At 57.2% G+C, this 24,190-nt stretch carries 18 protein-coding genes; 14 read left to right on the top strand and 4 right to left on the bottom strand.

The window, feature by feature from the left end:
* Positions 1-67: 67 nt before the first annotated feature.
* Positions 68-274 (bottom strand): co-regulatory protein PtrA N-terminal domain-containing protein, encoded by a 207-nt coding sequence (locus tag ABE456_RS02800; RefSeq protein ID WP_060519770.1) that lies wholly within the window; start codon positions 272-274, stop codon positions 68-70.
* Between the two features lie 165 nt (positions 275-439).
* On the opposite strand from ABE456_RS02800, the gene ABE456_RS02805 reads away from it, so the two are divergent.
* From ABE456_RS02805 to ABE456_RS02840, 8 genes are all read left to right on the top strand, one after another.
* Positions 440-1,117, top strand: a complete 678-nt coding sequence (locus ABE456_RS02805; protein WP_129931848.1) for a heavy metal response regulator transcription factor — start codon at positions 440-442, stop codon at positions 1,115-1,117.
* A complete protein-coding gene (locus ABE456_RS02810) occupies positions 1,117-2,523 on the top strand; it encodes a heavy metal sensor histidine kinase (protein WP_346642652.1) in 1,407 nt (468 codons plus the stop codon). The genes ABE456_RS02805 and ABE456_RS02810 overlap by 1 nt, the downstream gene beginning before the upstream one ends.
* Before the next feature lie 36 nt (positions 2,524-2,559).
* On the top strand, positions 2,560-2,907 hold the full coding sequence (locus tag ABE456_RS02815; protein WP_060519763.1) for a hypothetical protein: 348 nt from the start codon (positions 2,560-2,562) through the stop codon (positions 2,905-2,907).
* 86 nt (positions 2,908-2,993) lie between these two features.
* Positions 2,994-4,244, top strand: a complete 1,251-nt coding sequence (locus ABE456_RS02820; RefSeq protein WP_346642616.1) for a TolC family protein — start codon at positions 2,994-2,996, stop codon at positions 4,242-4,244.
* Complete coding sequence (locus tag ABE456_RS02825) at positions 4,241-5,704, top strand: efflux RND transporter periplasmic adaptor subunit (protein ID WP_346642617.1); 1,464 nt, start codon at positions 4,241-4,243, stop codon at positions 5,702-5,704. Before ABE456_RS02820 ends, ABE456_RS02825 begins: the two co-directional genes overlap by 4 nt.
* Positions 5,701-8,859, top strand: coding sequence for an efflux RND transporter permease subunit (locus ABE456_RS02830; RefSeq protein WP_346642618.1), 3,159 nt, complete (start codon positions 5,701-5,703; stop codon positions 8,857-8,859). Before ABE456_RS02825 ends, ABE456_RS02830 begins: the two co-directional genes overlap by 4 nt.
* Entirely contained in the window at positions 8,856-9,206 is a 351-nt protein-coding gene (locus ABE456_RS02835; protein ID WP_346642619.1) for a copper-binding protein, read from the top strand. Before ABE456_RS02830 ends, ABE456_RS02835 begins: the two co-directional genes overlap by 4 nt.
* Before the next feature lie 163 nt (positions 9,207-9,369).
* A complete protein-coding gene (locus tag ABE456_RS02840) occupies positions 9,370-9,696 on the top strand; it encodes a four-helix bundle copper-binding protein (protein WP_346642620.1) in 327 nt (108 codons plus the stop codon).
* Between the two features lie 1,319 nt (positions 9,697-11,015).
* On the opposite strand, the gene ABE456_RS02845 is transcribed toward ABE456_RS02840, so the two are convergent.
* Positions 11,016-11,690, bottom strand: coding sequence for a heavy metal response regulator transcription factor (locus ABE456_RS02845; protein ID WP_225789568.1), 675 nt, complete (start codon positions 11,688-11,690; stop codon positions 11,016-11,018).
* A gap of 490 nt (positions 11,691-12,180) precedes the next feature.
* Positions 12,181-13,524, bottom strand: a complete 1,344-nt coding sequence (locus ABE456_RS02850; protein ID WP_013974881.1) for an OprD family porin — start codon at positions 13,522-13,524, stop codon at positions 12,181-12,183.
* Between the two features lie 402 nt (positions 13,525-13,926).
* On the opposite strand from ABE456_RS02850, the gene ABE456_RS02855 reads away from it, so the two are divergent.
* The 5 genes from ABE456_RS02855 (at position 13,927) to ABE456_RS02875 (ending at position 22,137) form a co-directional block, all read left to right on the top strand.
* Positions 13,927-15,198, top strand: coding sequence for a TolC family protein (locus ABE456_RS02855; protein WP_080563836.1), 1,272 nt, complete (start codon positions 13,927-13,929; stop codon positions 15,196-15,198).
* 69 nt (positions 15,199-15,267) lie between these two features.
* Positions 15,268-16,548, top strand: a complete 1,281-nt coding sequence (locus ABE456_RS02860; protein WP_013974879.1) for an efflux RND transporter periplasmic adaptor subunit — start codon at positions 15,268-15,270, stop codon at positions 16,546-16,548.
* A gap of 24 nt (positions 16,549-16,572) precedes the next feature.
* On the top strand, positions 16,573-19,734 hold the full coding sequence (locus ABE456_RS02865) for a CusA/CzcA family heavy metal efflux RND transporter (protein WP_225789569.1): 3,162 nt from the start codon (positions 16,573-16,575) through the stop codon (positions 19,732-19,734).
* 475 nt (positions 19,735-20,209) lie between these two features.
* Positions 20,210-21,631, top strand: coding sequence for a group II intron reverse transcriptase/maturase (ltrA, locus tag ABE456_RS02870; RefSeq protein WP_346642621.1), 1,422 nt, complete (start codon positions 20,210-20,212; stop codon positions 21,629-21,631).
* A 182-nt stretch (positions 21,632-21,813) separates the two neighbouring features.
* On the top strand, positions 21,814-22,137 hold the full coding sequence (locus ABE456_RS02875) for a DUF2790 domain-containing protein (protein ID WP_013974877.1): 324 nt from the start codon (positions 21,814-21,816) through the stop codon (positions 22,135-22,137).
* 940 nt (positions 22,138-23,077) lie between these two features.
* On the opposite strand, the gene ABE456_RS02880 is transcribed toward ABE456_RS02875, so the two are convergent.
* Entirely contained in the window at positions 23,078-23,299 is a 222-nt protein-coding gene (locus ABE456_RS02880) for a hypothetical protein (protein WP_225789570.1), read from the bottom strand.
* A gap of 266 nt (positions 23,300-23,565) precedes the next feature.
* On the opposite strand from ABE456_RS02880, the gene ABE456_RS02885 reads away from it, so the two are divergent.
* Positions 23,566-24,153 carry a hypothetical protein gene (locus ABE456_RS02885; RefSeq protein WP_182330087.1) on the top strand — a complete coding sequence of 196 codons (588 nt, stop codon included), beginning with the start codon at positions 23,566-23,568 and terminating at the stop codon, positions 24,151-24,153.
* The last annotated feature ends 37 nt before the right edge of the window (positions 24,154-24,190 follow it).

Consider the following 24,190-nt stretch of genomic DNA (forward strand, 5'->3'; position numbering starts at 1 on the left):
TGAGAGGCCGTAGTCTGAAACTGCCATAGTTCAGATTCCGGAGTGATTACATTTCTGTAAGCTCAGATCAGCAGCTTTCGTGGCCGGCATGCTTGCTGGACTGGGCGGCGACTGGCGCCTGCTCTTTCTTCTCCTGCGCAACTTGGAATGCCTGCATGGAGCTTTGGCGAGCCGCTTCCATCCGCGCAAAGGTCCGGTCCGCGCCGCCCTCTGCCAGGGCGATGCCTGCCATGCCGAAGGTAACGACCATCACAATTGCTTTGACCATGTTCATCTGGAGATCCTCAGTGGGTTCTGCGCCTCATGGCGTCAGGTACAGGGTCAAGTTAGCTTCGCGGTGCTGTCAGAAAACTGATCTCGACATTACTTTTCCGTCAGCTTCTGGTTGGGCGACTTTTTTCCTGCAAACTGGAGATGCACCCCGCGTGGATGAGAGCAGATGAAATTACTCGTAGCCGAAGATGAGCCAAAAACCGGTGTCTACCTCCAGCAAGGCCTGACAGAAGCTGGCTTCACCGTTGACCGGGTGATGACAGGCACTGACGCCTTGCAACAGGCACAGAGCGAAGCGTATGACTTGCTGATCCTCGACGTGATGATGCCGGGGCTCGATGGCTGGGAGGTCCTGCGCAAGATCCGTGCGGCGGGGCAGGATGTGCCGGTCCTTTTCTTGACGGCCCGAGACGGCGTAGACGACCGCGTGAAAGGCTTGGAACTGGGCGCGGATGATTACCTGGTGAAGCCCTTTGCGTTCTCGGAGCTGCTGGCTCGGGTTCGCACGTTGCTGCGCAGAGGCAACGGTGGTTCTGCTCAAACCACTATGAAGATGGCAGACCTTGAGGTAGACCTGCTCAAGCGTCGAGCTACGCGAAACGGCAAGCGGATTGACCTTACTGCCAAGGAGTTTTCCCTGTTGGAGCTGCTCATGCGCCGTCGCGGCGAGGTCCTCCCAAAGTCGCTGATCGCTTCTCAGGTCTGGGACATGAATTTCGACAGTGACACCAACGTGATCGAGGTAGCAATTCGCCGACTGCGGGCCAAAATCGATGACGACTTCGCGCCAAAGCTCATCCATACCGCCCGAGGCATGGGCTACATGATGGATGTGCCCGAGTGATGCGCCCGCAATCATCGCTCGTCAAGCGACTGACCCTGATGTTCATGTTCGCGGTGACTGCTGTCCTGGTGGTTGCCGGGGTGGCTTTCTACGGGCTCAGTCAGCACCATTTCCGGATGCTGGATGAGCAGGCGCTTTCCGAAAAGCTGGAGTCAACGCGTCATATCCTGTCCATCTCAGCAGCGCGAGGCGGGCTCCACGATCAGGAGCAGCAGCTGCGGGCATTGCTCGGCGCACATCAGGATTTGTCGGCGAAAATCACCAAGGCTGACGGTACGGTCCTTTTTTCAGACCCCAAAGCCTCCCAAATTCCTCAGCGATTCGAGCAGGCGCACCGGGGTGCGGTCTGGGAATGGCAGGATGAATCGCAGAACTTTCGCGGCATTACCGCCCAGCTGACCATTGCAGGCGAGCCGGAACCGGTGACGGCCGTGCTGATGCTCGATGTCACCACTCACGCGCATTTCTTTGTCACCCTGCAATGGTGGTTCGGCATCGGCCTGGTGATCAGCGCGATTGTGAGCGCAGGCTTGGGTTGGGTCGTGGCCAAGAGTGGGCTTCGGCCTGTTGGGCAAATCACCAAAGTGGCCACCGGGATGTCGGCAAGATCGCTCCGCGAGCGCATTCCCCTGGAGCCCGTACCGCTTGAGCTTCAGGAGCTCATCCTGTCTTTCAACGGGATGCTGGGACGGTTGGAGGATGCATTCGTTCGGTTGTCCAACTTCTCTGCCGATATCGCTCACGAGTTGAGAACGCCAGTCAGCAACCTTCTGACCCATACCGAAGTGGTGCTCACCAAGAAGCGTGACCTGGATGCCTATGAGGAAAACCTCTATTCGAACCTGGAAGACCTCAAGCGCATGTCGCGCATGATCGACGACATGCTGTTCCTCGCCAAGGCTGATAACGGTCTGATCGTGCCCGAGCAGATCGATGTGGAGCTCTCTGAACTCGTATCCAAGCTGTTCGAGTACTACCAGTTCCTGGCTGAGGATCAAGGCACCCAGCTGACCCTGCACGGGCAGGGTAAGGTTCGTGGCGATCGCCTGATGATTGACCGAGCGCTTTCCAACCTCCTATCCAACGCGTTGCGCTACACCCCGGAAGGCAACGAGATATCAGTGCAGATCGAGCAGACGCCTGAAAGCGTGACGCTTTCCGTGCGTAACAGCGGGGTAACCATCGATCCCCAGCACATTGGCAAGATCTTCGACCGATTCTATCGAGCCGATCCAGCCAGGCGCGAAGGCGGCCCAAGCAATGCAGGCCTGGGTTTGTCCATAACCCGCTCTATCATCGAGGCTCACAGCGGACGAATCTGGTGTACTTCAGCGGAGGGTGTCACAACCTTCTTCATCAGTCTCCCAGCCTCCAAGCGGTTGGTTAGTGCAGCCCCAACCCCTTAATGCTGAACTCATCCCGGTAACCTATACTCGCCCATCATGAATCGGTTCATTCGACTGCTCACCATCCTGATGCTTATCGTGGCGCTTCCGCTTAACGGGATGGCGGGCATCGATTCGGCGACTGAACCTTGCCCAATGCAGACCATGGGCATGGAAATGATGGCGGGTATGGATCATGACTGCTGCCAGGACCAAGACCTGGGCAAGGCCGGCGATCACGCCAAATCCTGCAAGGTCGGCCAGGAGTGCAGGACTGCCAGTACCGTACAGCTCAGCTTCCTGACGCCTGGGCTGACCTTTGCCAAGCCACGACCTGCCGATACCTACGCGGTAGGCATAGCAACAGGCTCTCCCCCCGATCCATGGCGGCCTCCCCGCGTCTGATTCCCTCTTAATTTCACACCGTCGTTCCGCCTAGCAGCGGGGCGATGGCACGCGCCTGGGCGCTGATCTTTCGAGGAATCATTTTCATGACTCCCCAACGTTTTCAGGGACGGATAACCACGGCCGTCCTGTTCATACTGCTTCCGGCTGTCTCGGCACAGGCTGCAACGCTGTCGCTGGATGAGGCGCTGCAACTGGCTGAACGTAACGCTCCCTCTCTACAGGCCCGCCAGGAGCAGGCATCAGCTGCGCGCAGCGCAGTCATTCCAGCGGGCGAACTACCCGATCCGCGCCTGAATCTCGGGGTACAAAACCTGCCGATTGAAGGCACCGATCGCTGGAGCATGAACAGAGACTTCATGACCATGCAGGTGGTTGGCCTGTCCCAAGAAGTACCGAACCGGGACAAGCGCAAAGCTCGCGTAGAGACAGCGCAGGCCACGGTCGAGCGAGCCGATGCCGAGGCGATCTTCGAACGCTTGAAGGTTAGGGCGGCAACCGCACAGGCTTGGGTTACTGCGTACACCGTGCAGCGAAAGCTTGAACAGTTCGACGCTTTCTACAAAGAAAACCAGCTGCTGGCTTCCACGGTGCGGGCCCGCCTGGCCGGAGGCGCAGGCTCCAGCGCCGATACGCTGGCTCCCAAGCAAGAAGCCGCGCAGCTGGACGAGCAGAAAGACGTTTTGTTGAGTCAGGCAGCCCAAGCGCGAGCCGCGCTGAAGCGCTGGATTGGGCAGGACGCCGAAGTAGGCGCGCCGACCTTCCCTGTCTGGCCTGTAGACGCAGCTGAATATTTGCACTCCGTCCATGCCCATCCGGAGCTCAATACCTACAACGCCATGACACGCGAGGCTCAGGCCCAGGTACACCAGGCTCAGGCGGAAAAGAAATCGGATTGGTCCTGGGGAGTGGATTATCAGCGCCGTGGCCCGGACTTCAGCAACATGGTCAGTCTGCAAGTCAGCTTCCAGTTGCCGTTGTTCACCAGCTCACGGCAAGACCCGATGATTGCGGCACGACGCGCACAAGTTCGCCAATTGGAAGATGAGCAGGACGCTGCCCTGCGCGAGCATCAAGCCCAGCTTGAAACAGACCTTGCCGAGTACCACCGCTTGCAACGGGCAGTGCGGCGCAGTCGCGAAACACTTTTGCCCCTGGCCGAGGACCGGGTACGCCTCGCTCTGGCGGATTACCGCGCCGGTAAGTCGCCGTTGAGTGAAGTGCTGTCGGCACGCCGGCAGCGTGTGGAAGCACTGCTACAGGATATGGACCTGCAAGGACAGTTGGCAGCAACAGCAGCGCGTCTGCATTTCGTTTATGGAGAGGTGCGGGCATGAGGAATAGGTCGATTGGTTTGCTCGTGGCTACTGCCCTAGCTATTGGGATAGGCGCTGGCTTCTGGCTAGGTGGGAGAGGTGCGTATTCGCCATCGCAGCCCTTAGGTCAGGAAAAAAAAGCGCTGTACTGGTACGACCCGATGTATCCCCAGCAGCACTTCCCGGCGCCCGGAAAATCGCCGTTCATGGACATGCCGCTCGTGCCCAAGTATTCGGATGACACGGTTGGCGAGGAGCAGCCTGCGGTTCAGGTCTCGGCTGGGCTCCAGCAAAACCTTGGGATTCGATTGGCAACGGTGACGGCTGGCCGGCTAGAACGGACCCTAAGTGTGAGCGGCGTTCTGACGTTCGACGAACGCGACTTCAGCGTGTTGCAGGCCCGGACTGGCGGTTACGTCGAACGCGTCTATGGTCGAGCGACGGGGGACATCGTTGCCAAAGGGGCTCCTCTAGCCGATGTGCTGACCCCGGAGTGGGCGGGTCTGCAGGAGGAATACCTGGCGTTGCGGCATTCTGGCGACGCTCAGCTGACGGCGGCGGCACGACAGCGGCTCGTGCTCGCCGGCATGCCGGCCGACTTGATCAACCGGGTCGCGAGCACTGGGAAGGTGCAGCTCTCGGTCACACTCTCCGCACCCACTGCCGGTGTAATCCAGGTTCTCGATCTGCGACCCGGCATGACGCTGACGCCGGGCGCTACCTTAGCAAGGATCAATGGAGTGGCCAACGTCTGGCTGGAAGCGGCTGTGCCGGAAGCCCAGGCTCAAGGCCTTCGCGAAGGCCAGCCTGTGCAGGCGCAATTGCCAGCGTTCCCAGGCGATCCCATACCGGGCAAGTTGACTGCGCTATTGGCCGATGCCGATTTGCAGAGCCGCACGTTGCGCCTGCGTATCGAGTTGCCCAACCGAGATGGGCGGCTTCGTCCTGGGATGACCGCTCAAGTGGCTCTCCATCCCGGCGAGTCTGCCAAGCAAAGCCTCTTGGTGCCTGCCGAGGCGGTCATCCGCACCGGCAAGCGAGACCTGGTGATGCTGGCTGAAGACGGTGGTCGCTTCCGGCCGGTGGAAGTCGTGTTGGGCCAGGAGAGCAAAGGCCAAGTTGCGGTGTTGCAGGGTCTTCAGGCAGGACAGCGCATCGTCGCGTCCGGGCAATTCCTGTTGGACTCCGACGCTAATTTGAAAGGCATCGAGGCGGCGACGGTGCAGGATAGTCAGCCTAATGCGGGGCCAGCCCTGCATGAAGCGGATGGCCGTGTCGTGCAGATAGACGGCACCCAGCTCACCGTTGCCCACGGTCCTTTCATCACCCTGGGCATGCCAGGGATGACCATGACCTTCCCTGTGGCTGAGCAGTCTCTCCTTGATGGCCTCAAGATCGGTGCGCAGATTCGCTTTGGCATACGCGAACGCGACGAGGGCATGGTCGTTGAGCAGATCAAAGTGTTGGAGGGCCAACCATGATTGCCAAACTGATCCGCTGGTCGGTAGGCAACCGTGTGCTGGTGCTCCTCGCCACGCTGTTTCTGGTGGCATGGGGCTTCGTCTCGGTGCGTAGCCTACCAATCGACGCCTTGCCCGACCTGTCGGACGTGCAGGTGATCATCCGCACGTCCTACCCAGGCCAGGCTCCCCAGATCGTTGAGAATCAGGTGACCTATCCGCTGACCACTACCATGCTCTCGGTTCCGGGGGCCAAAACGGTTCGCGGCTTCTCCGCCTTCGGTGACAGCTTCGTCTATGTGCTGTTCGAGGACGGCACCGATCTGTATTGGGCGCGCTCTCGGGTTCTTGAGTACCTGAGCCAGGCGCAATCGCGATTACCTGCCGCAGCCAAGCCGGTACTGGGCCCGGACGCCACCGGGGTGGGCTGGATTTATCAATATGCGCTGGTCGATCGTAACGGCGGCCATGACCTGTCGCAACTGCGCAGCCTGCAGGACTGGTTCCTGCGCTATGAGCTCAAGACGCTGCCGGATGTCGCTGAAGTGGCCACCATCGGCGGTATGGTCAAGCAGTATCAGGTCGTGCTCGATCCGCTGCGCATGGCCAGCCTCGGTATCACCCAGGCTGAGGTGGTGGAGGCTATAGGCAAGGCCAACCAGGAGACCGGTGGCGGTGTACTGGAGCAAGGCGAAGCGGAATTCATGGTACGTGCGGCCGGCTACCTGCGATCGCTGGATGATTTCAGAGCGATACCCCTGCGACTGGCTACCAAGGGCGTGCCGGTGACATTAGGCGACGTCGCTACGGTGCAGATAGGTCCGGAAGCCCGCAGAGGCATAGGCGAACTGGACGGCCTCGGCGAAGCCGTAGGAGGTGTGGTGATCCTGCGCAGCGGGAAGAATGCTCGTGAGGCCATCGCGCACGTCAAGGCTAAGCTCGAAACCCTGAAGAAAGCCCTGCCAGCCGGGGTGGAGCTTGTCACCGTCTACGACCGCAGCCAGTTGATCGACCGTGCCGTGGAGAACCTCAGTCACAAGCTGATCGAGGAATTCGTGGTAGTGGCGTTGGTATGCGGAGCCTTTCTCTGGCACCTGCGCTCGTCATTGGTGGCTATCGTTTCGCTGCCCGTGGGAATCCTGATAGCGCTGATCGTCATGCGTCATCAGGGCATCAACGCCAACATCATGTCACTTGGCGGAATCGCTATTGCCATCGGTGCAATGGTGGACGCTGCCGTGGTCATGATCGAGAACGCCCACAAACGCGTTGAGGCTTGGCATGCCCGACATCCTGATCAGCCGTTGCGAGGCGAAGCGCATTGGAGGGTAATGACGGAGGCGGCCGTCGAGGTAGGGCCGGCACTGTTCTTCAGCCTCATGATCATCACGCTTTCGTTCATCCCGGTGTTCACGCTGCAAGCCCAGGAAGGGCGACTCTTTGCACCCCTAGCGTTTACCAAGACCTACGCAATGGCAGCGGCGGCTGCGCTATCGGTGACCCTGATTCCGGTGCTGATGGGGTACTGGATCAGAGGGCCACTGCCTGCGGAACAGCGCAACCCGCTCAACCGAGGCCTCATCCGGCTGTACCGTCCGGCATTGGAGGTTGTCCTGCGCCGGCCTCTGGTTACCCTCGCTGGAGCATTGCTCATCCTGCTCAGCAGTCTGTGGCCCTTGAAGCATCTTGGGGGCGAGTTCCTTCCTCCGCTCGATGAAGGTGATCTGCTCTACATGCCTTCAGCCTTGCCTGGACTCTCGGCGCAGAAAGCTTCAGAGCTCTTGCAGCGAACGGATCGGCTGATTCGAACCGTTCCCGAAGTGGCCACTGTCTTTGGTAAAGCCGGCCGCGCCGAGACGGCTACCGACCCGGCACCGCTGGAGATGTTCGAGACGACGGTACGGCTCAAGCCCAAGAGTGAGTGGCGTCCCGGTATGACCACGGAAAAGCTCATCGAGGAGCTTGACCGCACTGTGCGTGTGCCTGGACTAACCAACATCTGGATCCCGCCCATCCGCAACCGCATCGACATGCTGGCCACCGGCATCAAGAGTCCAATCGGCGTCAAGGTTGCCGGCAGCGACCTGGACCAGATAGACCGGGCTACCCTCGCTGTGGAGCGGGCAGCGAAAAAGGTGCCTGGAGTGACTTCGGCGCTGGCAGAGCGTTTGACTGGTGGCCGCTACATTGATCTGGATATCGACCGCCATGCCGCTGCCCGTTACGGTCTGAACATCACCGACGTACAGGCCATCGTGGCCGGCGCCATTGGTGGCGAAACCATCGGGGAAACGGTTGAAGGCTTGGCCCGCTATCCCATCAGCGTGCGCTATCCACGCGAATGGCGTGATTCTGTGGAGGCGTTGCGTCAGCTGCCGATCTACACCTCGCAGGGCGGCCAGCTGACGCTCGGCAGCGTGGCGCGCATACGTATCACCGATGGTCCGCCAATGCTGAAGAGCGAGAATGCTCGCCCCTCGGGCTGGGTGTACATCGATGTGCGCGGCCGGGACCTTTCGTCTGTTGTTGCAGACCTACGCCAGGCGATCGACAGCGAGGTAAAGCTCGGTCCAGGTATGAGCTTGAGCTACTCCGGCCAGTTCGAATACCTGGAGCGGGCGAACGCCCGTCTGGCCTGGGTGGTGCCAGCGACGCTGGCCATCATCTTCGTGCTGCTCTACCTGACCTTTGGGCGCCTCGGTGAAGCACTGCTCATCATGGGCACCTTACCTTTTGCCCTGACCGGGGGCGTCTGGCTGCTCTACCTGCTGGGCTACAACCTCTCAGTGGCCACAGGCGTTGGCTTCATTGCCCTGGCCGGCGTAGCGGCGGAGTTCGGAGTGATCATGCTCATCTACCTGAATAACGCTTGGGCTGAGCGTCAGGCCAACGGCGAAACTAAACGAGCAGCGCTGCTCGATGCGATCCGTGAGGGCGCGGTGCAACGCATCAGGCCCAAGGCAATGACTGTGGCCGTCATCGTTGCAGGCTTGCTGCCCATCCTCTGGAGCAGCGGTACCGGCAGCGAGGTCATGAGCCGCATCGCGGTGCCCATGGTGGGCGGCATGCTCACCGCCCCCTTACTTTCCCTTTTTGTAATCCCTGCGGCGTACTGGCTGATCCGTCGCCGCGAACTTGCTGTAACTACCCCCAACCTCTCAGGAGAAATCCAATGAAAAAGCTAATTGTTATCGCAGGCCTGGTCACAGCTTTCGCCGCCAGTGCGCATGCCCAGGACATGGATGGTATGGACATGAAGAAAATGCCAGCCTCCGCCGAGGGTGACCAAGGCAGCCAGGCGGCACCCACTGCGCATGCTGAAGGGACAATAAAGGCGCTGGATCCTCAAAGCGGGAAAATCACCTTGGCGCACGGCCCGGTAGCGGAGCTCAAATGGCCGGCGATGACCATGGGCTTCCAAGCTGAGCCTTCGCAGCTGAAGGGCTTGAATGTAGGCGACAAGGTGAAATTTGGGTTCCGTATGGAGGGAAGCGTCGCGAAAATCGTGAGCATCCAGAAGTAGTGATTAAAAAGCCTGGAATGACCGGGCACGCCTTCATACCGAGATGATTCGGACAAGCTTACAGAAATGTAATCAATCTTCAGGACCCCGTCAGGTCGAACGCTACATACCGTCATGAGACGGTGCACTGGCATCACATCGACCCGATACCGGAGATATGATCATGAACAGTAGCTTTGATGAATGCATCTCGGAATGCCTGCGCTGTGCGCTGGCCTGTGAAGGCTGCTCGTCAGCCTGCCTGCAAGAACAGGATGTAAAAATGATGGCTGACTGCATCAAGCTGGGCAGGGATTGCGCAGATATGTGCAGGCTGGCGGCTACCTTGATGGCACGAGAAAGCATGCTCGCCAAGGAATTTTGTGCGTTGTGCGCAAGGATTTGCCGCGCCTGCGGGGAGGAGTGCAGTAAGCATAAGGCAGACCACTGTCAGCATTGCGCACAGGCCTGTTTGGCCTGCGCACAATCCTGCGAAGCAATGGCTGCGTAAGCGTATGTCGCCCAGTCAGCTTTCCATGCGCCTGACAAAGGATATGGATACGTCGTTAACCGTCTGGCTAGGGAGACGGGTAGACCGCTGATGTTGAGCATGCGCTCTGGCGGAGCCTAGCTTGGGCAGCCATTCACCAAGGCGCTGCCTTACGGATCTGATGACAAAAAAGCCCGCCTCGGCGGCGGGCTATCAGATGTCTCCCAGGGGAGGCTGTAGGCCAACAAGTCTCGGAGCAAGCATTTGTAGGATACGCCTCTTGGCTCACGCCCACCAGCCAGCTTCGGCCGGAGCGAATGGTTCTACGTCGAGGGCATTGGAAACGGCTTATGTAGGCCCCGTCAATTGGCAGGGCAATCCGCAAAGACAAAGCAGGCCGATTATCCCCTGGCGGTATACCCCCAGGCAGAGTCAAAGGCAAAGCTAGGGGGGAAATCTAGCGGGTACCCCGATTTGAGGGCAGAATCACCAGCTTCACCTACGTTGCACTGGGTTGAGGGGCAGTTTGAAACTGCTATCTAGCGCGACAGCGACCATCGCCGCCATGAGCAAGAGCACAGGTGCGCCTTGAGTACTCAGCACAAAGGCCGTAGCAAACGGCCCCGTGCCCTGCGCCAAGACCATTGGGCGAGCTAATGCTCCCATGCGTGCGCGATACCCTTGCCAAACAGCACCAGAGGCAAGATGACTCTGGCAATAGTGAGAATCCCGATGCCGGCGCCCTACAGCGCTGCTGCAGGGAATGCCAGCCAAGGCACGCCAGGAATGAATAAGCAGATGCCGATGAAGCTCACCAACACGCCGGCACGGCCGACCAGGTTGGGTGAAGATGCCGAGCAAGCGAGAACTCCAATACTCTTGCCACCACCTGGGCCGGCCCAAGGACCATCCCCACCGCCAACACCGTGACCGTTGGAAGGCCAAGTTCCTTGAGCGAGGCGAGAAGATGCACAGAGAGGGTGGCCATGACGAAGGCAATGACCGTGAGTAGCCCTGCAACGAACCAGAAAAGCCGGCGGGCGCCATCATCGTTGAGCGGCGACTGAGCCTGCTTGGTGCTGTAGTCGGGAGGTTAACCTCATCGCCGGCGCACAGTATCAGAGGTAAGCCATGGCGCTGTTAAAAACAATGTCCGCTGAGCGTGCGTCAGCTCTGGCATACGCTTGGCCTTCCGTTACCTGTTGATAATCTATGCTATACCTTATGTCCAGCACACCTCATACGTTTAGTGAGGAAACGCGCGCTAAGGGTCAAAAACAGTATGGCTCGACTTACATGCATGATCCCTGGCTCTGTTTTCATGACTAAGTAGCGGGCGATCAACGCTTCTCAAGCACATAGCCCACACCGCGAAGCGTATGGATCAGCTTCGTCTCGAAAGGGTCATCGATCTTGGCTCTAAGTCTTCGAATCGACACTTCTACAACGTTTGTATCGCAGTCGAAGTTCATATCCCAGACCTGTGAGATGATCTGTGTGCGGCTGAGCACCACGCCGGTATTGCGCATTAGGTAGTGCAGAAGTGCAAACTCTTTCGTCGTCAGATCAATACGCTGGCCGTCCCTGAAGGCCCTGTGACGGCTCTGGTCTAGCTCCAGGTCAGCGACACGAATGATCTCCACAGATGCAGGGTGTTCAGACCTGCGCATTAAGGCGCGAACCCGGGCTAGCAGTTCTGGGAACTCAAATGGTTTGATCAGGTAGTCATCTGCACCGTTCTCCAAACCCCGGACCTTATCTGCCAAACGACTTCTCGCCGTGAGCATCATGATGCGGGAGGGGCAATTTTTACGCCTCAAAAGCTCAAGTACCTGCCACCCATCCATTTCTGGCAGATTGATATCAAGAATAATCAACTCGTATTCGTGTTGCTTGGCTAGGAATAGCCCATCTGACCCGGTATGCGCGCAATCGACGACATAACCGCATTCTGTAAGGCCTTGACGCACATATTCCGCAGTTTTTACTTCGTCCTCAATTACCAGAATTCGCATGGGATTTTGTCTCGATATCACTGAGCAATTAACCGCGCACGCGCGCCGGCATTATTGAAAGGAATGGTAAATCAAAATGAGCTGGGCGGGGCCTAAATGACGGATTTGTAATTTCCAGGTAATATGATTGATAGTCTGGAGGTATATCTTTTCGCGGTTTGGGTTTGACAGGTGCGGGCCCTCTCTCCAATAGGTAATTTGACCTTATGAAGTATGTGGTTGTTTTCTTCTTTGTGTTGACTTTGTTCCGTTCAGATGACGGCGAAGTTACTCATGTCGAGGAAACTGGTCATTGGTGCAGCCATGAGTTTCACCGGCATGCAATGCGTACACTCGAACGGTTGATTGAATTTTAGGTAAAAAAAAGGCGCCCAAAGGGCGCCAAATATCCACCTTTTACCAAAGGAGCACTTAAGCCACTCAAGGTGAATTCGTAATGCACATTTTTCTGAAGAGACCAGTTTACGAATAAACTGATCCCCTTAGAGAATCACAGGATCGAAAGCGGGTACTCAATGATCACACGAGTTTCATCCAGATCCGATTCGAATGCAGTGGCACGCGTGGTGGCCTGGCGCAACCGGAAGGACAGGTCTTTTGCTGGACCAGTTTGCACGACATATTTAACCTCTACGTCACGCTCCCAACGTTTCTGATTGGTGAGCGGATCACCGTTGGCGTCGGTGCGCATGTAGAACTGGTTGGCGTTCGAGTAGTCTGCGCCCGAGCCTCTAGCGTAGCGGGTCATGAACGTCAGACCAGGAATGCCGTAGCTGGTGAAGTTCAGGTCGTAGCGCAGCATCCAGGAACGCTCTTTCGGCGAGTTGAAGTCGCTGTACTGGATAGAGTTGTCGACGAAAATCGAGTCTGACTGACGCAGGTAGTCGAAATCATCGTCGCCGTTGTTGCGTTGGTGCGACAGGGCCAGGGTGTGAGCGCCGTAACGGACCCCGACCTTGGCACTCCAGATATCGTTGTCAAACTCGCCTAGGCGCTGCTTCCCTTCATCCACAGCTTTGTAATAGTTGAAGCCGCCAATCAGCGCAAGGTCGTCATTCAGTGGATAGGCGAAGCTGGTGCCAGCGTAGTACTGGTTCCAGACTTCTTTCAACTGACTGGCGTATACGCTCACGGTCCAGTTATCGTTGATCGCGTAATCACCGCCACCGTAGCCTACCCAAGGCGAGTTAACCGGGCCACCGTAGAAAGTTGCGAAGTTATCATTCAGATTGCTGGAGACCGGCTGGCTCATCGCATGCAGTCGGCCACCCTGCAGGGTGAGGCCCTGGATGCTGGTGTTCTCAACGGTCACACCGCGGAAGCTTTCAGGCAACAGGCGCGAGTCGCCTGATGCAACAACTGGCGTCGACGGGAAAACATCACCCACTTTCACGACCGTATCAAACAAGCGAACTTTAGCCGCCCCGCCAACCTTGGTGTATTCGTCGCGAGCTTCGCCTTTGTTATCAACAGGCATGACGTCGAATGAACTACGACCGCCGTTGCGCCCGTCACCAGTATCGAGCTTAAGCCCTATCATGGCAAAGGCATCAACACCAACGCCGACCGTCCCTTGGGTAAAACCAGAGTTGAATTTGGTGATGATCCCGTGCGCCCAGGCCTCGGAGTAGCCATTGGTGTTGCCCTTGCCGCTGTTGTAAGTGGGAGCTGAGCTGTCGCGGTTATCACGATTGAAATAGAAGTTGCGGTTGAGCACTGTAAGGCTGCTACCTTCGATGAAACCTTCGGGCTTATCTTCAGCTTGAGCAGTAACTGCATAGCTTCCAGACAGCGCCGAAACTGCCGCCAAATACAGTGGTACTTTGATTTTCATCCGATGCTCCTTTGATTTACGGCAGTTTTTATTATGTTTTCCGGCGCGGGTGTCGTTATAAGTTCTGAGCCGGCGGCGCGCCTCGCGTAGCGCCGAGCTCATATTTGCAGGCGGAAGATAACGGGATGGTGATAGGAAAATTACAATTTCGTCATCTGGTCGTTATTTTGGTCATTGACGCCGCATGCTAGCCATCTCTCGCGTTCGCAATGAAATTCGGTGGTTCGACTGTGTCATCAGCGTTTTCGGGCATTACAAGCTTTTCTTACGAAATTGTAATTTTCTAGCCACCCCTCTGATAGCTACCGCTCTTTAGAGTGCCATCACCTAATCCAGTGGGGCTTGGCAGCTATTTCGGCGTTCTGGCCAAGCTAACGAAGTTTGTGCACGAGGACCAAGAAAGTGCTCCGGTATAACCGCAATGTCTTATCCAAGACCTACGTCTCACCGTGGAAAATTGCCGCTCTCTGTGCGGTGATTTCCGGGTTGCTGGCACCCACCGCATTTGCCCAAAGCATCAGCTTGCCCCAAGCGCTGTCGACGGCAATGGATGCCAACCCAGACCTCGCGGCGGCACGTCAGGAAATCGGCATCGCGGACGGTGCGCGCAAGCAAGCCGGGCTGATTCCAAACCCCGAAATCTCGTATGAGATGGAGGACACACGGCGTAACACCAGCACAACGACCGTTACGCTAAGTCAGACCTTGGAGCTCGGTGGTAAGCGGGGAGCCCGCGTAGATGTCGCCACATACGGCCAGAGTGTTGCACAACTGGAACTGGACCGACGCGTGAATGGTCTGCGTGCAGACGTCGTGCAGGCGTTTTACGCTGCATTACGAGCCCAAACCGGACTCGACCTCGCTAAACAATCCCTTGAACTTACTGAGCGCGGCCTTCGCATTGTCGATGGTCGAGTTCGCGCAGGTAAATCTTCACCTGTGGAGGCTACCCGCGCCCAGGTTCAACTGGCTGAAGCCCGGTTGCAGGTCCGTCGCGCCGAAACGGAAAAAGCGAATGCTTACCAGCAACTCGCCCAAGTCACGGGGAGTTCTGTGACCATATTCGATCGCCTTGAATCACCAACCTTGTCTCCTGGCTTGCCGCCGCGCACTGAAGAGTTGCTGGCAAAGCTCGATCAGACTCCGGAAATGCGGCAGGCAGTGGTGGAGATTGATAAGAGCGATGCCTCGCTTGGCGCAGAAAAAGCTCAGCGTATTCCAAACCTCACGGTAAGCGTGGGTAGCCAGTACGACCGCTCGGTGCGCGAGCGAGTCAATGTCGTTGGTCTGTCCATGCCTTTGCCGCTGTTTGATCGTAACCAAGGCAACATTCTTTCCGCTTCTCGACGTGCCGATCAGGCCCGCGACCTGCGTAACGCTGTCGAGTTGAGACTGCGCGCCCAAACCCAAACCGCGCTGAACCAGTGGTCCACCGCCATGCAAGAAGTTGAGTCCTACGACAAGACCATTCTGCCCTCAGCCCAGCAGGCCGTGGATACCGCAACCCGCGGATTCGAGATGGGGAAATTCGGCTTTATCGAAGTACTGGACGCCCAGCGCACCTTGATCCTTGCTCGTGGCCAGTATCTCGACTCGCTGGCAGCGGCGACCAATGCGCGTGCGCAAGTAGAAAGGGTTTATGGCGAAGTAGGCTCGACCGCCGGCGCACGCTGAACGGGGCATACATTTTTCTCGGCACTCGGCGTTTAAACCTGCCGGTGCCTACGATCAGCAGGAGTAGCAATGGAAAACAAACGCAAGATCGCCCTCGCGGTAGCCGCTGTGGCAATCCTTGGATTTGGCAGCCTCGCCTGGAACAGCAGTTCCGATCAACAAGCGGCGACTAACGCAGAACATGGTGCTGACGATGGTCACGGCCATGACAAGAAGGCCGGATCAGCTAACAAAGAGAACAGTGAAGCGGAGCATAGTGAAGATGGGCACGGTGAAGAAGGTCATGGCGAGGAGGGCCACAGTGAAGAAGGCGGTGAGGAAGAAGGTAAGCTAACCCTTAGTGCTGAACAGATCAAAGCAGCTGGCGTGACTCTGGAATCGGCAGCGCCTCGTGATTTGGGAACCGTCGTGAGCTTCCCGGGTGAGATTCGTTTTGACGAGGACCGCACTGCGCACGTTGTTCCTCGCGTTCCAGGCGTTGTCGAAACAGTCCAGGCGAATTTGGGTGAGTCCGTCAAGAAGGGTCAAGTCCTTGCGGTGATTGCCAGCCAGCAGATCTCTGACCTGCGCAGCGAGCAACAAGCCGCTCAGCGTCGTGTCGAACTTGCGCGCGTGACTTTTAGCCGAGAGAAGCAGCTCTGGCAGGACAAGATTTCTGCGGAGCAGGACTACCTCCAGGCTCGCCAGGCGCTGCAGGAAGCCGAAATCTCTCTGGCCAACGCCAAGCAAAAAGTCAGCGCGATCGGTGCCTCGGTCAATTCGGTAGGCGGTAACCGTTACGAACTCAGGGCTCCCTTTGACGCCGTAGTGGTGGAGAAACACTTGACCGTCGGGGAAGTCGTCAGCGAGGCGACTAACGCCTTTATTCTGTCCGACCTTAACCAAGTTTGGGCCACTTTCGCTGTACCGCCTACCGATTTGGCCAAGGTCACTACCGGCCGCGCCGTGAAGGTTTCCTCACCTGACATGAACGTGGAGGTCGAGGGCAAGGTGGGTTATGTCGGCAGCCTGTTGGGCGAGCAAAACCGAGCAGCGACCGTCCGCGTTACGTTGACCAATCCCAACGGGGCCTGGCGTCCTGGTCTTTTCGTGAACATCGCAGTCACGTCCCAGACTGATCGCGTGGCGGTGGCTGTCCCGGAACACGCCGTGCAGACCGTTGAGGACAAACCATCGGTCTTCGTACGCACCGCCGAGGGCTTCGACACCCGCCCAGTAAAGCTGGGCCGCCGTGACAGTGGGTACGTGGAAATCACGGACGGCATCGAAGCGGGCGCTCAAGTGGCTACCAATGGCAGCTTCACACTCAAGTCTGAGCTCGGCAAAGCCTCTGCCGAGCACAGTCACTGATGCGAACTGACAGGATGATTTCTTATGTTTGAACGTATCATCAGATTTGCCATTGAACAGCGGATCGTTGTAATGATCGCTGTCCTGATCATGGCCGGTATCGGCATCTACAGCTACCAAAAGCTGCCGATCGATGCCGTTCCTGACATTACCAACGTCCAGGTGCAGATCAACACTGCAGCGCCTGGCTATTCCCCATTGGAAACCGAGCAACGGATCACGTTTCCAGTTGAAACGGCCATGGCTGGTCTTCCAGGTCTTCAGCAGACCCGTTCGCTGTCTCGCTCGGGCCTGTCTCAGGTGACCGTGATTTTCAAGGACGGCACCGACATCTTCTTTGCCCGCCAGCTGATCAATGAGCGGCTACAGGTTGCAAAGGAACAGCTGCCAGAGGGCGTAGATGCCGTCATGGGCCCGGTCTCAACCGGCCTCGGCGAAATTTTCCTGTGGACCGTTGAAGCCGAAGAGGGCGCGGTCAAAGAAGACGGTACGCCCTACACGCCCACCGACCTGCGGGTAATCCAGGACTGGATCATCAAGCCTCAGCTGCGCAACGTACCTGGCGTGGCAGAGATCAATACCATCGGTGGCTTTGCCAAGCAGTTCCTGGTTGCGCCGGATCCGAAGCGCCTGGCTACCTACAAGTTGACCCTGAATGATCTGGTAGCCGCGTTGGAAAGCAACAACGCCAACGTAGGCGCCGGTTACATCGAGCGTAATGGTGAGCAGTTGCTCATTCGTGCACCGGGCCAAGTCGGCAACATCGAAGACATCGCCAACATCGTAATCACCAGTGTGGATGGTGCACCGATTCGCATCAGCAACGTCGCCGACGTCAGCATCGGTAAGGAGCTTCGTACTGGTGCTGCCACTGAGAATGGCCGCGAGGTCGTGCTCGGTACAGTATTCATGCTGATCGGTGAGAACAGCCGCACTGTGTCCCAAGCTGTCGCAGCGAAGCTTGCGGACATCAACCGTACTCTGCCAAAGGGCGTGGTTGCGGTCACCGTTTACGATCGTACCAACTTGGTTGAAAAAGCCATTGCGACGGTGAAGAAGAACTTGGTTGAAGGTGCGATCCTGGTTATCGCCATTCTGTTCCTGTTCCTCGGCAACATCCGTGCAGCGTTGATCACCGCGATGGTGATCCCGCTGTCCATGCTGTTCACCTTCACAGGGATGTTCAATAACAAGGTCAGTGCCAACCTAATGAGTTTGGGCGCACTCGACTTCGGCATCATCGTCGACGGGGCCGTGGTCATCGTGGAGAACGCGATCCGTCGATTAGCACATGCGCAGCACAAACATGGCCGTATGCTCACCAAAACCGAACGCTTCCATGAGGTCTTTGCTGCTGCCCGCGAAGCGCGTCGGCCACTGATCTTCGGGCAACTGATCATTATGGTGGTGTACCTGCCCATCTTCGCCCTCACCGGCGTGGAGGGCAAAATGTTCCACCCCATGGCATTCACCGTTGTGATGGCGCTATTGGGTGCAATGATCCTCTCCGTTACCTTCGTGCCGGCAGCGATCGCCATGTTCGTCACTGGCAAGGTCAAGGAGGAAGAGGGCGTTGTTATGCGCACTGCGCGGCTGCGTTATGAGCCTGTGCTGCAGTGGGTGCTTGGGCATCGGAATATCGCTTTCTCCGCCGCACTAGCACTGGTCGTTCTCAGCGGTGTACTTGCCAGTCGCATGGGGAGCGAGTTCATCCCAAGTCTCAGTGAGGGGGACTTCGCTCTTCAAGCCTTGCGCGTACCTGGTACTAGCCTCAGCCAGTCGGTGGACATGCAGGAGCGTTTGGAAAAAGCAGTCATCGAGCAGGTACCGGAAGTTGAGCGTATGTTCGGCCGAACCGGTACGGCTGAAATCGCCTCTGACCCAATGCCACCGAATATCTCCGATGCTTACGTCATGCTCAAACCAAAGGACCAATGGGCCGATCCCGACAAGTCGCGGGAGGAGCTCATTGCCGAGGTTCAAAAGGCGGCAGCCAGTGTCCCGGGCAGTAACTATGAACTCTCCCAGCCTATCCAGCTTCGTTTCAACGAACTGATCTCCGGGGTGCGCAGCGATGTTGCGGTGAAGGTTTATGGTGACGACATGGATGTGCTCAACAGCACGGCCAATAAGATCGCCGCAGCGCTCAAAGCGGTACCAGGCTCCTCGGAGGTCAAGGTTGAGCAGACCACAGGTCTGCCAGTGCTGACCATTAACATCGACCGGGAAAAAGCAGCACGCTACGGCCTGAACATTGCGGACGTGCAGAATTCGATCGCGATTGCTGTGGGTGGTCGTACAGCGGGAACGTTGTACGAGGGTGATCGCCGATTCGACATGGTGGTGCGCCTGCCTGAGGCTGTACGCACCGACGTCGCGGGTATGTCTAGTTTGCTGATTCCTGTGCCTGCCAATGCGGCTCAGGGCGCTAATCAGATCGGTTTCATTCCACTTTCGCAGGTCGCTAAGCTGGACTTGCAGTTGGGCCCGAACCAGATCAGCCGCGAGAACGGTAAGCGCTTGGTTATTGTAAGCGCCAACGTCCGGGGCCGTGACCTTGGGTCGTTCGTTGATGAGGCGGCATCTACCTTGTCAACGAAGGTGGAAATTCCAGCAGGCTACTGGACCAGTTGGGGCGGCCAGTTCGAGCAGCTGCAGTCGGCAGCCAAGCGCCTGCAGATTGTGGTTCCGGTAGCCTTACTGCTGGTAATGACCTTGCTGTTCTTGATGTTCAACAACCTGAAGGACGGCATGCTGGTCTTCACCGGTATTCCATTCGCTCTCACTGGCGGGGTCGTGGCCCTTTGGCTGCGTGATATCCCGCTCTCGATCTCGGCAGGGGTAGGCTTCATCGCACTCTCCGGCGTCGCGGTACTGAACGGCCTGGTGATGATTGCCTTCATTCGCGGATTGCGAGAAGAGGGACGAACGCTCAGGCAGGCAGTCGATGAAGGCGCACTCACCCGACTGCGACCAGTGTTGATGACAGCCTTGGTGGCGTCCCTGGGCTTCATCCCAATGGCCTTGGCCACCGGTACCGGTGCGGAGGTCCAACGGCCTCTGGCTACAGTGGTAATTGGTGGGATCCTTTCCTCCACCGCGCTGACTTTGCTGGTCCTGCCGGCCCTGTATCATTGGGCACATCGCAAGGATGAAGACGGCGACGAGGCAGAAGCCGTAAGCTGATCCCCCCAGATACAAAAACCCACAACACGCGTTGTGGGTTTTTTGTTTGTGCGCCAGGCATGGCGCGTTGCGCGTTAGCGCAACCCGTTTGGCTGTGGTGGCCAAGCAGGTGACTTGGAGGTGAAAGTCCTCTACGCACCCGGCAAGGGGAAGTGTTAGCCAGAGGCAAGGGTGTCGCGGGTGACTGCGAATCTGAAGGAAGCCCGAGGCAAAATGCTGGCCTGACGAACAGGAAGCGGATAGAGGCGGCGCAGTGGGGTGAGAAGGCAAACATCTTCAAAGCCCGATACTTGCACGGAACGCTACGCCGTAGATCCGACAGGCATAAGCAGGAAGGTCGCGCGAATTACCCTGGGAGATCTGTGCGTTTGCCACTGTGCTACCGAGCGTCGAGAGACGACGGGATGAACGTGCAGAAGTCAGCCGAGGCCGTAGTAAGTGGCGGTTAACCGCGTCACCAAGGGCCGAACAGGTTATGCCGCCAGAAGGCGTTACAGTCTCGTTGGTAACCGTAATGCAGAAATTTTCTACAACGGAAACTGTCATCCCGAACCCCGGCCAGAAGCCGAGGGTGATGCATGACAGTGCAAAGGTATCGACGGCGTCAGTAACGTGGACGAACGCGGAGCCGGACACGCTGATGGAGCGGGTGCTTGCACCGGCCAACCTCAGACGTGCGTATCGACGCGTGGTCAGCAACAAGGGAGCACCGGGTGCCGATGGCATGACGGTAGCTGACTTGGCGGGCTACGTGAAACAGTATTGGCCAACCCTCAAGGTCAGGTTGCTGGCCGGTGAATACCATCCCCAGGCAGTGCGGGCGGTTGAAATTCCCAAGCCGCAGGGCGGCACCCGGCAACTGGGTATCCCCAGCGTCGTGGATCGCCTGATCCAGCAAGCCTTGCAGCAACAGCTCACGCCACTCTTCGACCCGCTGTTTTCGGACTACAGCTACGGCTTTCGTCCGGGCAAAAGCGCTCACCAAGCCGTTGAAATGGCCCGCTCCCATGTGGCGGCGGGACATCGCTGGTGCGTGGAGCTTGACCTTGAAAAGTTCTTTGATCGGGTTAACCACGACATCCTGATGGCCTGTTTGCAGCGCCGTATCGAAGACAAGCGAGTGCTCAGGCTAATCCGCCGCTACCTTGAGGCTGTGATCCTGTCGGACGGAGTCGTCAACCAACGGCAGGAGGGGACGCCGCAAGGCGGTCCGCTGTCGCCGTTGCTGTCGAATATCCTGCTTGACGAACTCGATCGTGAGCTGGAGCGACGTGGCCATCGCTTCGTACGCTATGCCGATGATGCGAACATCTATGTCCGCAGCCATCGTGCTGGCGAACGAGTGATGGTCAGTGTCGAGCGCTTCTTGAGCCAGCGCCTGAAGCTGACGGTGAATCGAGAGAAGAGCCGCGTCGCAAGGGCCTGGAAGTGTGACTACTTGGGCTATGGAATGAGCCGGCACCTGCAGCCGAGGCTGCGTGTGGCGACGATGAGTCTAGGTCGCATACGTAGTCGGCTGAGAGAATGGCTGCGTGCTGCTCGGGGTCGCAAGATGGCTAACGTCATCGAGTGGATAAACCCTGTTCTGCGAGGCTGGGCAGGCTACTTCCGGCTCAGCCAGAGCAAACGGCCACTTGAGGAGCTGGATGGCTGGATCAGGCACAAACTCCGTTGTGCCATCTGGCGCCAATGGAAGCAGCCCTCTACGAGGGCGCGCAACCTGATGCGTCTGGGCTTAGGCGAAGAGCGTGCTTGTAAATCGGCCTATAACGGCCGAGGCCCGTGGTGGAACTCGGGGGCGCCACATCTGAATCAGGCGCTGCCGAAGAAGCTATGGGATCGACTCGGGTTAGTCTCGATACTGGATACGATCAACCGGCTTAGCCGCATAGCTTGAACCGCCGTGTACGGAACCGTACGCACGGTGGTGTGAGAGGACGGCGGGTGTGAGCCCGCCTCCTACTCGATTATATGAAATAGATGCACTTACCTTTCAAAATTGTAAGTTTCTCGTCATGCCGGTGATGCCTCTGCGTTGCTAAAGTTACGCCCGAGATGATTTGAATTTGAGAGGTTCCTATGAAAAAGCTAATTGTTGCTGCTGCACTTGTTATGTTCTCGATGGCTTCGCAGGCTTATACTTACTCTGAAAGCAAGCAGCTGCAATACATCAAGGAGCATCAGACTGCTGTAGCGAACTATGCCGAGAGAAATGGCAAACCGATGCCGGAGATCCAGGACTACAATTACGGCATGAAGATCGATGTTGCGAAATTCGTGCGTCAGTCCCAAGACCCGCGTACCTGCCAAGTTTACCCGCGATTGATGACCTTCGAGGACTCTCAGGGTACGCTTAAGACGGTTCGCTACTCCATGTACTCGCAATGCATCAACAACAAGTAGTAATTGCTGTGAGTAGAATACTTAGAGAATTCATAAATGCCAGGCAGTGCCTGGCATTTTTTATTGAGCTCGATGAACGTCATTTAGGCTAGATGCCTTAATGACTGCCCCTGGGTTAGCTGTGAAATAAACCTCAGCTACACAACAGTAATGTCTTCCAACTGCACAGGGCAGTTTATAGTCTTGCCCCCAGAAGGGGCGAGTTATGAAAAAGTTCGCTTGAACGCCCAGATGACCAAGCAGAGCATGAAGGGCTGAGCCATGAGCATGACGGCATCTTTGGTATGAACACCGAGCTGGTTTTCGCGCTGATCTGTGGTGCCCTGCTCGGAGCCGGAGCGCTCGCAGGAAAACTAGGGCTGACCGACAGGCTGCCGCTGGTTCTGTACCTGTCTCGGCGTTGCTCCTGTCCGGTCGGATCAATGAGGTTGGCCGAAGGATCACCAGGGCGCCGCCGCGAGCGTTGATACTGCCACTCATCGGCGTCGACATCATCTATGCCGGGGTGTTGATGCAGAGGCCTCAAAACCAGCGAGATGTCGTTCAGGCCTGGTTGAATGTGCTCAATCGGCCCCTCTGATCTACCCTGGTCGCGGCTTGAATTCTTCGGAGTTCTACAGCAGCGGGAAGTCCGAAAACGTATAGTACCCAGCAAAGTGGCCTCGTGACAGCTCTTTCTACCTGTCCCGGCGCTTACTCGACAGCAATGCTGAGCTGCCTGCCAACCTGGGATGTGTCGAGATCACTGTAGCGAACGCTAGCCAGCTATTGCTTTGCCGTTGGAAAGACGCCAAGCAAGGTGCCGAAGGTATGGTCGGAGAAAGCAATGCGGAAACGCCTCGGACAAACGAAGGCTAAGTTCCACACACAAAAAAGCCAGGTTTTACCCTGGCTTTTTTGTCGGTTGCTTTTGTCATTGGAAGTCCTATTTAACCGCCGTTTAGTTATCGGCTTGTTCCTTGCTATCCGTGTTTTCTTTCTTTTGCTCTTGAGCGACTTGTTGTTTGTTTTGCTCCGTAGAGTCATCACTCCATAGGCGGGCCTGTTCGTTCCGGAAATTCTCATTGAACTGTTTCGCTCGTTCGAAACCACCCTCAGCGTAAGCGGTTCCCATCAGACCAAGCAGCAAGCTACCAATAGCGATCGATTTGACAAATTTCATTATGTGCCTCGGTTCTTACTAGGTCTGCCTGACTGGCAGCCTTTGTTGGTTTGTAGTTTAGGAACGCAAAGCTAACGACAAGGTGAGTCAATAATTACAATTCCGTTATTTAGGCGACTGGTGGGGTGCGCCAATTCTGCAAATCTGGAAGGATCATGTCTATCTCGCTTGTGTCGAGGCTGACTTCAAACTGTTCCGTAAATTACATTTTTGATATCTAACAAAATAAAACCGTGCGCCGTCACCGGCCGCTCTAGGAGATAGCCATGAATGACATAGAGCCTTGGTCAGTTGCCATCGGTGACTTCCGCCGAAGCACTGAAAAACTCACTGTTCAGCTCGATGAGCTGGCCTCCCAGACCAGGGCCTGCAACGCTGTTCTGGAAAAGTCGAACGAGCTGGTGGAGGAGGTTGACCTTGTCAGTCGGCAGATTCAGGAGGAGGTACGAAAGGCTGAGAAAGCCTGGTCCAATGCCGAAGAGGTCGCCATACGCGCTGCGGCAGAGGCATATTCCGCTGCCGCTCGTGGAGTCGAGACCGCCATCCAACCGCTGATTTCGGAGCTTACTGCCGCGACAAAATTAGCGGATGCCTCGATCCTGGAGCTAAAGCGGGCACCGGTGCTGGCCAAACGTTATGTCATGGTGGTGGCGACAGCATTCTTCATCCTGGCACTGATCTGTGTGTACTCGACCATGCAGTTCATTGAGGCCGCCGGCAGTGTGAGCGCTCAGGAAAAAGTGAATGCCCAATACTTCTCCCACCTGTGGAGAAACGCCAACCCAGAAGAGCAAAAGATCATAAAGTCGGTAATTCTGCGGTCACCTATGGACCCTGTGGTGCTTAGGCACTGAGGCATTGCATAGACAAAAGGCCCGTCGATTGACGGGC

The sequence above is a fragment of the Pseudomonas sp. TWI929 genome, assembly GCF_039673335.1.
In the GTDB taxonomy this organism is placed as follows: domain Bacteria; phylum Pseudomonadota; class Gammaproteobacteria; order Pseudomonadales; family Pseudomonadaceae; genus Aquipseudomonas.

Bases quoted from the DNA above. Each gene is read 5' to 3' on its own strand.
- ABE456_RS02800 (WP_060519770.1), bottom strand. From the start codon at position 274: ATGAACATGGTCAAAGCAATTGTGATGGTCGTTACCTTCGGCATGGCA.
- ABE456_RS02805 (WP_129931848.1), top strand. From the start codon at position 440: ATGAAATTACTCGTAGCCGAAGATGAGCCAAAAACCGGTGTCTACCTC.
- ABE456_RS02810 (WP_346642652.1), top strand. From the start codon at position 1,117: ATGCGCCCGCAATCATCGCTCGTCAAGCGACTGACCCTGATGTTCATG.
- ABE456_RS02815 (WP_060519763.1), top strand. From the start codon at position 2,560: ATGAATCGGTTCATTCGACTGCTCACCATCCTGATGCTTATCGTGGCG.
- ABE456_RS02820 (WP_346642616.1), top strand. From the start codon at position 2,994: ATGACTCCCCAACGTTTTCAGGGACGGATAACCACGGCCGTCCTGTTC.
- ABE456_RS02825 (WP_346642617.1), top strand. From the start codon at position 4,241: ATGAGGAATAGGTCGATTGGTTTGCTCGTGGCTACTGCCCTAGCTATT.
- ABE456_RS02830 (WP_346642618.1), top strand. From the start codon at position 5,701: ATGATTGCCAAACTGATCCGCTGGTCGGTAGGCAACCGTGTGCTGGTG.
- ABE456_RS02835 (WP_346642619.1), top strand. From the start codon at position 8,856: ATGAAAAAGCTAATTGTTATCGCAGGCCTGGTCACAGCTTTCGCCGCC.
- ABE456_RS02840 (WP_346642620.1), top strand. From the start codon at position 9,370: ATGAACAGTAGCTTTGATGAATGCATCTCGGAATGCCTGCGCTGTGCG.
- ABE456_RS02845 (WP_225789568.1), bottom strand. From the start codon at position 11,690: ATGCGAATTCTGGTAATTGAGGACGAAGTAAAAACTGCGGAATATGTG.
- ABE456_RS02850 (WP_013974881.1), bottom strand. From the start codon at position 13,524: ATGAAAATCAAAGTACCACTGTATTTGGCGGCAGTTTCGGCGCTGTCT.
- ABE456_RS02860 (WP_013974879.1), top strand. From the start codon at position 15,268: ATGGAAAACAAACGCAAGATCGCCCTCGCGGTAGCCGCTGTGGCAATC.
- ABE456_RS02865 (WP_225789569.1), top strand. From the start codon at position 16,573: ATGTTTGAACGTATCATCAGATTTGCCATTGAACAGCGGATCGTTGTA.
- ltrA (WP_346642621.1), top strand. From the start codon at position 20,210: ATGCCGCCAGAAGGCGTTACAGTCTCGTTGGTAACCGTAATGCAGAAA.
- ABE456_RS02875 (WP_013974877.1), top strand. From the start codon at position 21,814: ATGAAAAAGCTAATTGTTGCTGCTGCACTTGTTATGTTCTCGATGGCT.
- ABE456_RS02880 (WP_225789570.1), bottom strand. From the start codon at position 23,299: ATGAAATTTGTCAAATCGATCGCTATTGGTAGCTTGCTGCTTGGTCTG.
- ABE456_RS02885 (WP_182330087.1), top strand. From the start codon at position 23,566: ATGAATGACATAGAGCCTTGGTCAGTTGCCATCGGTGACTTCCGCCGA.